Origin of the sequence: Dokdonella sp., from assembly GCF_036518555.1 — a bacterium.
Lineage (GTDB): Bacteria > Pseudomonadota > Gammaproteobacteria > Xanthomonadales > Rhodanobacteraceae > Dokdonella_A.
The window spans coordinates 1-11,330 of the sequence record NZ_DATDMY010000072.1; the positions used below are offsets into that span (position 1 = coordinate 1).

Annotated in this window: 12 protein-coding genes and 1 pseudogene; 3 read left to right on the top strand and 10 right to left on the bottom strand. The window is 70.6% G+C overall.

Translation table 11 applies throughout. The features are described 5' to 3' along the window. The 3 genes from VI238_RS04670 to VI238_RS04680 all read right to left on the bottom strand — a co-directional run. On the bottom strand, positions 1-513 hold a 513-nt coding region (locus tag VI238_RS04670; RefSeq protein ID WP_331648963.1), incomplete at its 3' end, for a hypothetical protein. 78 nt (positions 514-591) lie between these two features. Continuing rightward, on the bottom strand, positions 592-1,764 hold the full coding sequence (locus VI238_RS04675) for a phosphoglycerate kinase (protein WP_331648965.1): 1,173 nt from the start codon (positions 1,762-1,764) through the stop codon (positions 592-594). 162 nt (positions 1,765-1,926) lie between these two features. Then, positions 1,927-2,169: a DUF1272 domain-containing protein gene (locus VI238_RS04680; RefSeq protein WP_331648968.1), complete on the bottom strand. Its 243-nt coding sequence runs from the start codon at positions 2,167-2,169 to the stop codon at positions 1,927-1,929. Positions 2,170-2,352: 183 nt separating this feature from the next. On the opposite strand from VI238_RS04680, the gene VI238_RS04685 reads away from it, so the two are divergent. Next, entirely contained in the window at positions 2,353-2,814 is a 462-nt protein-coding gene (locus VI238_RS04685; protein ID WP_331648970.1) for an OsmC family protein, read from the top strand. Positions 2,815-3,056: 242 nt separating this feature from the next. Here VI238_RS04685 and VI238_RS04690 read toward each other — a convergent pair whose 3' ends face one another. The 3 genes from VI238_RS04690 to VI238_RS04700 all read right to left on the bottom strand — a co-directional run bounded on the left by VI238_RS04690 (position 3,057) and on the right by VI238_RS04700 (position 5,368). Continuing rightward, complete coding sequence (locus VI238_RS04690) at positions 3,057-3,563, bottom strand: TlpA disulfide reductase family protein (protein WP_331648972.1); 507 nt, start codon at positions 3,561-3,563, stop codon at positions 3,057-3,059. 199 nt (positions 3,564-3,762) lie between these two features. Next, positions 3,763-4,767, bottom strand: coding sequence for a S1C family serine protease (locus tag VI238_RS04695; protein ID WP_331648974.1), 1,005 nt, complete (start codon positions 4,765-4,767; stop codon positions 3,763-3,765). A 40-nt stretch (positions 4,768-4,807) separates the two neighbouring features. Further along, entirely contained in the window at positions 4,808-5,368 is a 561-nt protein-coding gene (locus VI238_RS04700) for a DUF1453 domain-containing protein (RefSeq protein ID WP_331648976.1), read from the bottom strand. Between the two features lie 206 nt (positions 5,369-5,574). Between VI238_RS04700 and VI238_RS04705 the strand changes: the two genes are divergently transcribed. Then, on the top strand, positions 5,575-6,075 hold the full coding sequence (locus VI238_RS04705) for a hypothetical protein (protein WP_331648978.1): 501 nt from the start codon (positions 5,575-5,577) through the stop codon (positions 6,073-6,075). A gap of 93 nt (positions 6,076-6,168) precedes the next feature. Here VI238_RS04705 and VI238_RS04710 read toward each other — a convergent pair whose 3' ends face one another. Beyond that, positions 6,169-6,924, bottom strand: coding sequence for an NYN domain-containing protein (locus VI238_RS04710; protein WP_331648980.1), 756 nt, complete (start codon positions 6,922-6,924; stop codon positions 6,169-6,171). 240 nt (positions 6,925-7,164) lie between these two features. On the opposite strand from VI238_RS04710, the pseudogene VI238_RS18745 reads away from it, so the two are divergent. Beyond that, positions 7,165-7,269: pseudogene (locus tag VI238_RS18745) on the top strand (DUF817 family protein); the annotation flags it as partial. A gap of 78 nt (positions 7,270-7,347) precedes the next feature. Here VI238_RS18745 and VI238_RS04715 read toward each other — a convergent pair. The 3 genes from VI238_RS04715 to VI238_RS04725 form a co-directional block, all read right to left on the bottom strand. Then, positions 7,348-7,911, bottom strand: coding sequence for a hypothetical protein (locus VI238_RS04715; protein ID WP_331648982.1), 564 nt, complete (start codon positions 7,909-7,911; stop codon positions 7,348-7,350). Between the two features lie 152 nt (positions 7,912-8,063). After that, positions 8,064-10,004: a CocE/NonD family hydrolase gene (locus VI238_RS04720; RefSeq protein ID WP_331648984.1), complete on the bottom strand. Its 1,941-nt coding sequence runs from the start codon at positions 10,002-10,004 to the stop codon at positions 8,064-8,066. Between the two features lie 67 nt (positions 10,005-10,071). Further along, positions 10,072-11,330, bottom strand: a 1,259-nt coding sequence (locus VI238_RS04725) for a sulfotransferase (protein ID WP_331648987.1), incomplete at its 5' end; no start/stop codon positions are given.

Here is an 11,330-nt window from a genome sequence, read left to right on the forward strand (position 1 = left end):
CCAGCCGTAGGCGACGCTGCCGGCGACGTCGGCCTTGTCGTAGGACACCTCGCGCCAGTAGTGGTCGAGGCGCCCGGTCTGGTTCGACAGCATCGTGCTGAAGTACGGCACGTCGTGCGGCTGCGCCGCGACGTCGCTGAATTTGCACGCGAGCGTGACCCACGGCTGGCTGCCGCTCACGCGCGGCACGGTCGCCGCATCGATCGACGCGTCCGCCGCGACGATCGCTTCGGCGCGCACGCGTCCGCCCGGCCACGGCCCGGGTTGCGTCGAGAGTGCGATCTCGCGCCCGGCGAGCGCGTACAGGTTGCCCGCCGCGCGCAGCGCGCTCGCGGTGTCGAGCGCGTGGCGCGTGCCGTCGCTGCCGACGAGATCGGCCTCGAAGCGGCTCGCGGACGCGGCGCCCGGGTCGGGGTCGCCCCAGCGCAGCTCGAGCGTGCCCTGCAGCAGGTCCTGCGCGACGACGGGGGTCGCGCATGCGAGCGCGAGGCTCGCGAGGAAGCGTCGTTTCATTCGGTGTCGTTCGCGGTCGGACGGACGCGCAGCCTAGCAGGCCGCGCGCACCGCGCTTGCGACCGCGCGCACAACTCGTCAGCCGCGCGCCTTCAGCGCGGCCACGGCAGGCAGTTCCTGGCCTTCGAGGAACTCGAGGAACGCGCCGCCGCCGGTCGAGATGTAGGACACCTGGTCGGCGATCCCGTACTTCTCGATCGCCGCGAGCGTGTCGCCGCCGCCCGCGATCGAGAACGCGTTCGACGCGGCGATCGCGTGCGCGAGCGTCTCGGTGCCCTTGCCGAACGCGTCGAACTCGAACACGCCGACCGGGCCGTTCCAGACCACCGTGCCCGCCTTCGCGACGAGCTCGGCGTAGCGCTTCGCGGTCTGCGGGCCGATGTCGAGGATCATGTCGCCGTCGGCGACGTCGGCGACGCCTTTCACGGTCGCCGGCGCGTCCGCCTTGAACTCGGGCGCGACGACGACGTCGGTCGGCACCGGCACGTCCGCGCCGCGCGCCTTCGCCGCCGCGATGATCTTCTTCGCCGTGTCGACGAGGTCGAGCTCGACCAGCGACCTGCCGACGCGGTGGCCCGCGGCGGCGATGAACGTGTTGGCGATGCCGCCGCCGACGATGAGCTGGTCGACCTTGCCGACGAGCGTTTCGAGCAGGGCGAGCTTGGTCGATACCTTGGACCCCGCGACGATCGCGAGCAGCGGGCGCGCCGGATGCTCGAGCGCCTTCGCGAGCGCGTCGAGCTCGGCCATCAGCAGCGGACCGCCCGCGGCGACCTTCGCGAAGCGGATTGCACCGTGCGTCGAGGCCTGCGCGCGGTGCGCGGTACCGAACGCGTCCATCACGTAGACGTCGCAGAGCGCGGCGTACTTCTTCGACAGCGTCTCGTCGTCCTTGCCTTCGCCGACGTTCATGCGACAGTTCTCGAGCAGCACGAGCTGGCCGGGTGCGACCTCGACGCCGTCGAGCCAGTCGCGCACGAGCGGCACCTCCCGGCCGAGCAGCTCGCCGAGGCGCGTGGCGACCGGCGCGAGCGAATCCTCGGCGGTCCACTGCCCTTCTTTCGGCCGGCCGAGGTGCGACATGACCATTACCGCGGCGCCCTTGTCGAGCGCGAGGCGCAGCGTCGGCAACGCGGCGAGGATGCGCGTTTCCGACGTGATGCGGCCCGCGTCGATCGGCACGTTGAGATCCTCGCGGATCAGCACGCGCTTGCCGGCAAGGTCGAGATCGCTCATGCGCACGACGGACATCGGAAACTCCTCGGATTCGGATCGCGGAAACCCGTCATTACAGCGGCGAACCGCGGCCGGCGCAATTGCGCTCTCGCCCGGGCCCGGCGTTGCCCACGGCGCGCGCCTCACGCGCCGTCGCCGGACTGCCGTGCGCGAGCCGTGGACCCGCGCGATGATGCATCACGGCGATGTCGCGCAGGCGAGTGCGCGCCGCGCTGTCGAGGCCGGGTACCTGGCGAGCATCGCCGCCGGACGCCGCGGCCGGCGCTCGAGTCCGCCACCGCAGTTCGGGCAGGCGTGGCCGAGCCGCTGCGCGACGCACGCCGCACAGAACGTGCATTCGAACGAGCAGATCATCGCGTCCTCGGCGTCGGGCGCGAGGTCCTTGCCGCAGCATTCGCAGTGGGGGCGCAGTTCGAGCATCACGGCCTCTCGGGCGGGAACGGGAAGGCCAGTGTGCGGGCCGGCGCGGGCCGCGCAGGCGGCCGCCGCGCGTCGCATCGACGGAGCCAATTCGGCGTGGCTCCCCCGGCCGGGCGCGAAGTGGCCCGCGTGCGCCGCGCGTCGCGGCGCTAGCATGCGCCTCCCGCCCACGACGGAGTCCGCATGAGCACGCACACGGCGACGATCACCTGGCAGCGCGGCGATGCGAGCTTCTCCGACGGCCGCTACTCGCGACGCCACGAGTGGCGCTTCGACGGCGGCAGCGTCGTCGCCGCGTCGCCGTCGCCGCACGTCGTGCCCGCGCCGTGGTCGGACGCGGGCGCGATCGATCCCGAGGAAGCGTACGTCGCGGCGATCTCGAGCTGCCACATGCTCTGGTTCCTCTCGCTCGCCGCCGAACGCGGGCTCGTCGTCGACGCCTACTCGGACGACGCGGTCGGCACGATGACGCGTGTCGCGCCGGGGCGGCAGGCGATCACCGACGTCGTGCTGCGCCCGCGCATCGCGTTCGCGGGCAGCCCGCCGGGCGCCGCCGAGGTGGAGGCGCTGCACGAGGCCGCGCACGAGCGGTGCTTCATCGCGAATTCGGTGAAGACCGCGATCCGCGTCGAGTCGCCGGGTTGAGGATCCGCGCGAGCGCCGCGGCGACCGCTCGCGCGTGGCTCGCCGCGGGCGCGACCGCGACATCCGAATGACGAGGGCATTCGATGCGTGTCGAGCGCGACGCGCGAGTCACGCCGCACGCTGCGACGTGGCGTGACCGGGCCCCACCCCACCGCGGGCGGCGGCACGCGCCATGCGCGGGCGGCCCGGCCACGGCGATGCATCGACGCGCGCGACCGCGCCGCCGATCATGCGCATCGAGCTCAGCGCATCGGCGAGGCCGGCATCGCGGCCGCCGGTACACCGAGCCGCTCGCGCAGGGCCGCCTCGACCGCGTCGGGGGCGTCGCCGCCGACGCGGCGGTACACGATGGTGCCGGAGCGGTCGACGAGCAGCAGGCCCGGCGTGCCCTTGATCCCGTACTGCTCGGCGATCGCATCGCCGTCCCGCACGAGCGTGAAGGTCTGGCCGCGTTCGCGCAGTTCGGCGACCGGATCGCCATCGTCCTTGATGTCGATCGCGTAGACGTCGAGATTCGCCTTGCCCGCAGCCGAGTAGACCGCCTGCACGTGCGGCATGAGCGCCTTGCAGTAAGGGCACCACGTCGCCCAGAACAGGAGCACCGCAGGGCGCTGCAGATGATCCGGATCGAAGCGGATCACGGTGCCGTCGGCGCCCTTCCCTTCCCACGGCAGCGCGCGCGCGGCATCCGCAGCGGCGAGGGCGGTCGACGACAGCAACATCGAGAAGCAGAGCAGCAGGACGCGCATGGCGGTCTCCGGTACGGTTCGCCTTGCAGACCGGCCACGCGGCGGATTCCTTGCGCGATGACGATCGCCGGGTCCCTCGCGGGCTCGCGGCGCCGGCGTCGAGACGCTCGTCGATGAAGGTGCTCGCCCGGTGACGCGCCACCTCGCCACCCGACGTGCGGGAGGTCGCATGCGCACGCGGCGCACGAGGGGCCGCGCGTCAGCCCGCGAACTCGTCGGGCGTGATGCGCACGTCGATCGAGCGGTCGCGGCGCAGCACGCGGATCATCGCCGCACGGCCGATCGCGCCGGCGCCGAGTACGCGATGCAGCGCGTCGATGCCTTCGACCGCGGTGCCGTCGAACGCGACGACGATGTCGCCCACTTCGATGCCCGCGCGTGCCGCGGCGCTGCCGGACGCGACTTCCATGACGCGGATCGCCGCGTCGGAGGCGAGCTCGAACCAGCGCACGTAGCGGCGCGGCAGGCGCACGTTCTGCGCACCGAGGCCGAGCGACGCGCGGCGCACGCGCCCATGGCGCATGAGCTCGGTCACGACCTGGTTGGCCGTGTCGATCGAGGTCGCGAAGCAGATCCCCTGCGCGCCGGCGATGATCGCGGTATTGACGCCGATCACGCGCCCGTTCGCATCGAGCAGGGGCCCGCCCGAGTTGCCGGGATTGAGCGCGGCGTCGGTCTGGATCACGTCTTCGATGAGGCGACCGCCGGTCGCGCGCAGGCTGCGGCCGAGCGCGCTGACCACGCCTGCGGTGACCGTGCAGGCGAAGCCGAGCGGGTTGCCGATCGCGATCGCGAGCTGGCCGACCCGCAGCGCGCGCGCGGAACCGAGCGGCAGCACCGGCAGCGGTTTGGGCGACGAGACGCGCAGCAGGGCAAGGTCGGTGTGCGGGTCCTCGCCGATGAGGTCGGCCGCGAACGCCTGGCCCGCGGTGGTCGTCACCTCGATGCGTCGCGCGCGATGCACGACGTGCGAGTTCGTGAGGATGAGGCCGTCGGGCGTGAACAGGAAGCCGGATCCGCCGCCGCCCGGCAGCGCCCGCCCGGCGTCGTCGACGCGATCGGACACACCGATCGCGACGACCGCCGACGACGACGCGTCGACGGTGTCGGCGACGACGCGCGAGTACGCGTCGAGGGCGGCCGCATCGACGGCAGTCGGTTCGCGCTCGGGAATCGGCGCCTCGGAACGTTCGGTATCGAGCATCGCGCGTAGATGGGGCCTGCGCGGCCGCGCTCAAGCCGCGCTACGCGTCGGGTTGCCGCGGCAATGGCGCGGCGCCCGCGCGGGACGCCGCGCTCGATGCGCGCGATTCGTGCAGCAGGATGCCGACGTAGTAGGCGACGTAGTACGCGATCACGACGCCGAACAGTGCGAACGTGAGCGGACTTCGCTGGAACAACGCGAATGCGGCGGCGTTTCCCGCGTGCGCGCCGTCGAACACGGGTGCGAGCACGAATCCCCGGTAGACGAGTCGGCCGAGCAGGACGGCCGAAAGCACGAGCCCGATGCCGCCGTGCGGCGTGTAGCTGCGCCCCTCGGGCGTCGTCTCGAACGTGGTCAGGTGCAGGCCGAGCAAGGCGAGCGCCGCGCCGCCGGCGAAGCCGAGCGTGAGCGCGAGCGCCATCGACGATTCGTGCGAGCCGCGCAGCATGAGCATCGCGCCCACGGCGAACAGGAATGCGACGCGCACCTTCATGCGCGCCGGTTGCACGGGCTGGCGGCCGAACAGGCGGCGGAAGCGCCGATACAGCATCAGTACGATCAGCATCGCGAAGCCCGCCGGAGCGAGTGCGGTCGGTGTCATGGCTTCTCCTCGATCGATCGCCGGGGCCCATACGTAGGAGCACGTACGCACTCTAGCAACCGTGACCGACTGCGCATCGGCCGAAAGTGCCAAGGAGTGGCAATTCCACCCGGCCGCGCCCGGCGGAACCCGCCTGTGGCGCCGCGCCCGAGCGTGGCATGTCCCTTGCTTGGATCCCACCATCAGACGACGAACGACGGCTCGACATGCTCGCCACGATGGATTCCTTCGAAACGCTCTGCGCCGACCGCAACCCTCCGGTGGCGGTCGCGCCGGCCTCCGGCCGGGCCCTGCAGTGGCGCACGCGTTACGACGGCCTCGTCACGGTCGCCTATATCGGCAGCAAGGCGGTCGCGGGGATTTCCGGCCCGTGGTCGGGCAAGTACGCCCTGACCTGGTGGGATCGCCCGATGCCCACGCGCGAACTCGAACTGCACGACTCGCTCGGCTCGGCCCAACGTGAAGTCGAGGAATGGGCGCTGCGCACCGGTGGCGACTACATCCTGCCACTGCCGGCACACACGGCCCATGGCAACGCGCGCGGTGCCGACAGCCATGCCGCGCGCAAGTCGTCGGGCCTGTTCGACCGCCTGCGCTCGCTGCTGCCGCTTCAGCCCTCGACGAGCGAGAAGATCGAGCGCCTGCGCCGCGAACGCGTCCAGGGCGACGCCGACCTCGGCGACCTGCGGTTCGCCGCCAACGAATGAACAGGCGGCGTGCGCCGCCCCTCCGCGTCCGCACACCTGCGACACCCCGGGCGACGCGGTCCGCGTCGTCCCCCTAGGTCCCGGCGGCGCTCGTCAGGTGCCGCGCCGCATGCGCTTGTCGCTTCGGCGCACGTAGATCGATGTCGTCGAACCGTCGCCGGTCTTGCGCTTCTCTATCTCGAACAGGCCGCTCGCGGCGACGAGCTCGCTGAGCTTCTGGTAGCCGTAGTTGCGCGCGTCGAATTCAGGCGCCTGCTTGGCGATCACGGTACCGATCGCGCCGAGGAAGGCCCAGCCCGAATCGTCCGAGGCGGCTTCGACCGCGTTGCGCAGCAGGTTCACGAGGCGCGCGTCCTGCTTGAGCTGGCTCGCGCTGCGCGGCTGCGGCGCCGCGGCCTCGTCGCCCTTGGCGACGAGGATCTCGGTGTAGATGAACTTGTCGCACGCGGACACGAATGGCGCCGGCGTCTTCTTTTCCCCGAAACCGTAGACCACGAGCCCGGCTTCGCGCACGCGCGCGGCGAGGCGCGTGAAGTCGCTGTCGCTCGACACGATGCAGAAGCCGCCGAGCTTGCCCGAGTAGAGCAGGTCCATCGCATCGATGATCAGCGCGGAATCCGTTGCATTCTTGCCGGTCGTGTAGCGGAACTGCTGGATCGGCTGGATCGCGTGGGTGAGCAGCGCTTCCTTCCAGCCCTTGAGCTGGGGACCGGTCCAGTCGCCGTAGATGCGCTTGACGGTCGCGGTGCCGTACTTCGCGATCTCGGCAAGCAGGCCCTCGACCACGGCAGGCTGTGCATTGTCCGCATCGATGAGGACGGCGAGTTTCGGCGACGCGTGCGCGGCCATGTCGGATTCCGGCGAGGGCGGACGGCGCGAGCGTAACGCGCGCGCGCGCATCGCGAAACCCGCGGCCGGAAACGCGCGGATTCGAACGCGCCGGCGCACGACAGGTCGGCGGCCATCGCCGAGCCACATCGTCGCCTGCTGCCCGACAGTCCGGAGCCGCCCTCGCACGCGAGGAGGGAGCGGCATGCGGGCATCCTGTCGACCGTTCGAGGGCGCCGGCGCGGATGCGCGCGCCGCTCCGTGCGAAACCTCGGCACGCTGAACCACACCTGGACCTATCCGCACCAGGCCCACGGCTGGACGCTCGTGCGCTTCGGCAAGCTCGGCGCGTGGTTCCTGCTGCCGATCGTGAGCTACGCGCTCGTCGCGCTCGTCAACCGGCTGCACCCCATCCCGACCTCGTCACGGCGTCACGCGCCGGTTTCAGGTGAGATGCGTGAACAGGATCGCGATGTAGCTGCCGATGCTGACTACGCCGACCACGGTCATGACCTCGTGGAAGCGCGCATGGCGCGTGTACGCGCAGACGACGCCGGTGGTCGCGAATACGAGGTGGTAGGCGAGATCGAGCGGTAGCGGCCATTCGCCGTAGACGAAGCGGCCCTTGACGATGCTGACGCCGATCAGCGCAACGAGCAGCGCGAAGAACCAGCGATGGTGATCGTAGTAGTGGGCGCGCAGGTCGAAGCCGGTTTCGCCGAAGAAGTCCGGCAGGACGAGCGCGGCAAGCAGGTAGACGACGATCGTCTGCGCGAGCACGATCGAAAACGCGAGGAAGGTCCAGTCGCGGTGGTCGCGCAGGTCGAACATCGCCCACCACGACTGCACCGCGATCACGAGCACGAGGATCGCCCAGACCACCGTCGGCCAGTACATGCGAAGCCGCGCGCGCGACTGCATGAGGCCGCGGAAACCCTTGAGCACCTGCGTGATCGCAAGGCCGAGGATGATCGACAGCAGCACGGAGAGATAGCTGAAGGCGTCCATGAAATTCTTCCGATGTCAGGGGCTCAGGGGCCGGCGGCATCTCCTGTGGGAGCGGCGGAAGCCGCGATAGCTCTTCGGCGATCGGACCTTCCGCCCTCGAAAAGCATCGCGGCTTCCGCCGCTCCTACAGAAATCGCGGGCGACAGCGCCGCTCACTCCGCAGCGACCACCGGCAGGTCGATGAAGCTCGCCTGCTCGCCCGCGACGTACACGCGCTGCGTCGCCTTCCTGTAGTCACCCGGCTTGGCCAGGAAGATGTTGTCCACGTAGGTCTGGGGATTGCGGTCGTACAGCGGGAACCAGCTCGACTGCACCTGCACCATGATGCGATGGCCGGGCAGGAACACGTGGTCCGCGTTCGGCAGCGCGAAGCGGTACGACTGCACGGTGCCCGGCGGGATCGGCGACGGATGCTCCAGGCTCTCGCGGTAGCGGCCGCGGAAGATGTCCATCGCGACGCCGAGCTCGTAGCCGCCGAGTTCGGGCTGCGAAGGCACTTCGTCGGGATAGACGTCGATGAGCTTGACGACCCAGTCGCCGTCGCTGCCGCTGGTCGAGGCGAACAGGTTCACGACCGGCGCACCGGCGATCCTCACCGGCGCGGTGAGCGGTTCGCTCGCATAGCTGAGCACGTCCGGGCGGCCGTCGACGAAGCGCTGGTCGACGACGAGCCAGCGCCGCCATGCATCGCTGTCGGCGAAATGCACGGGGCGCGGCTGGTACGGCACCGGCTTGGCCGGATCGGATACGTACTCGTCGAACGCGTCGCCGTCCGCGCGCGCGAATTCGAGCGTGCCGCCCGCATGCAGGTAGATCGGCTTCGAGGGTGACGGGCAACCCTTTGCGCACGCGAGCGGCCAGCGCGACTCGCGCCGCCAGCGGTTGGTGCCGGTTTCGTAGACGAACACCGGCGGCGTGTCCGCGTTCGGCGCGCCATCCCTGAGGGACGTGTCGAGGAGATACCGATCGAGGAACGGCTTCATGACGTCGCGACGGAACTGCAGCGCGGTGTCGCCGTCGAACTTCAGCGCGCCGAGCACGCTGCCGTCGTAGTTGACGCCGCTGTGGCGCCACGGGCCGAGCACGAGGAAGTTGCGATCGTTGCCGGTGTCCTTCGGCTCGGTCGCCTCGTACGTCGCGATCGCGCCGTACATGTCCTCCTGGTCCCACAGGCTCGCGACGATCATGCGCGGCACGATCAACGGCTGCGCGGCGATCACCGGGTCGAGCGCCTGGCCCTGCCAGTACGCGTCGTAGGCCGGATGCTCGGCGATCTTGTTCCAGAAACCGAGCTGGTCGAAGCCGAAATGCTTCGCATAATCGCCGGCGGAACCGTACTTCAGGAAATTCGCGTAATCGTCGAATGCGCCACGCGGCACCGATAGGCTCTCCGCCTTGCGCGCGGTCTGGCCGTAGATGTAGTCGAAATTGGTCTGGCGGAACGCGCCGTTGTGGAACCAGTCGTCGCCCTTCCAGCCGTCGACCATCGGGCTCATCGGCACCGCGACCTTGAGTGCGGGATGCGGATTCACGAGCGCCATGAGCACGGTGAAGCCCTCGTACGACGAGCCGATCATGCCGACCCTGCCGTTGCTCTCCTTCACGTGCTTCACGAGCCAGTCGATCGTGTCGTACGCGTCGGTCGAATGGTCGACCTTGCTGGCGTTGAGCGGACCGCGCAGCGGCCGCGTCATCACGTAGTCCCCTTCGGACTTGTACTTGCCGCGCACGTCCTGGAACACGCGGATGTAGCCGCCGTCGCGGACGAACACCTCGTCGCCGAGCGGCAACGTGGCGAGCATGCGCGGACTCACGCTGCGCTCGGCGCGCTTGCTCGCGTCGTACGGCGTGCGCGTGAGGACGATCGGCGCGTGCCGCGCCCCCTTCGGGATCACGATGACGGTGTGCAGGCGCACGCCGTCGCGCATCGGGATCATCTCCTCGCGCATCACGTAATCGGCGTCCTCGCGCGGCGCGACGAACGTCTTCGGGATGTCGGGTGCAAGCGGCGGCGTCACGGCGGGTGCCGACGGCGCGGCGAGGAACGCGGCGAGGACGGCGAAAGCGCGTGTCAGCGAAACGGACGACCTCATCGACGGCTCCTCGTTCGCGAAAGCGCCGACGATAAACGCAAATGCGCGCGCTGCGAAGGGGCGCGGCTCAACCCGCGGGCGCGCGCGTCAGCGCGTCGCGCAGCGGCTGCAGCCGGTCCGCGTAACGCTTCCAGCGGCCGACGCTCGACCTGTTCACGGGCTGGCGCGCCTGCACCGAGCTCAGGGTATTGATCGAGCGGCTCGCCCAGGCCTCCGGTTCGACCACGCGCGGATGCCAGTCGAGCCCACAGAACTCGAACACGCGCTGCGACGTGCCGAGCGGGTCGCGCACGAGGTCCTCGTAGTCGACGTCGAGCACGAAGCCCGGATGGACGCGGTGCCAATGCGCCATCAGGCCGGTGTAGAGGCCGTGGTAATGGGCGAGGTCGTCCTGCGCGTACGCGTGCGCGACGCCGTCGCCGAACAGTTCGCGCAGGTTCGCGAAGCACAGGTCCACCGCTTCGCGCCTCAGATGGACGATCTTCGCCGCGGGCAACGCCTGCCGGATGAAGCCGACGAGCTGGAAGCTTCCCGGCGCCTTCTCGGTCACGAAGCGCGCGTCGCCGACGAGGTGGCGTCCCGCGTCGGGGAAACGGTCGCGCACGAGCGCAGGGTCGAGCCGCGGCGCCGCCTCGACGAGCGCTTCGTCCAGCAACGCAGTGCACGCGTGGTCGGCGGCGTGGCGCAGCGCGCCGCTGAGACGCTGCGACTCGCCGTAGCAATACACCGCGTCGTGCGTGGCGAGCATGCTTTCGAGCAGCGTGCTGCCGCAGCGATGCATGCCGACGATGAAGATCGGCTGCGGCGCATCGGCGCGGACCGCGGCCGACGGTCCGTCGAGCGGGAACGTGCGCGCGATCGCAGCGAACAACCGTTCGTGCGCGGCACGGTCGTACGGCGCGCGCGCGCGGACGAGCCGGCAGCCCTCGTCGAGCGCGGCCCAGGCACCGTCGAGGTCGCCGATGTCGTCGAGCTCCTTGAACAGCGCGAACTGCAGGTATTCGCGATCGGCGGCGTCGGCGCCTTCGATGCGCGCGCGCAATCGCTCGACGTGGTTCGCGTCGGGTCGCTGGCGCGACAGGCGCGCGAGCAGCCAGTGCGCGATCGCAGGGTCGGCGGGCGAGGCGATCACGCGTTCGAGGTCGGCGCCCGCGCCGACGAAGTCGCCCGCGTAGCTGCGCAGCAGCGCCCGGTTGACGAGGCAGGTCGCGTCCTCGGGCGCGCGCGCGATCGCGTCCTCGACCCAGTCCCGCGTGAGCGCGTCCGCGCCGACGGTCGCGAGCGCCCCGGCGATGCGCGCGAGGTCGGGCCCCGGGAGCGCGGCGC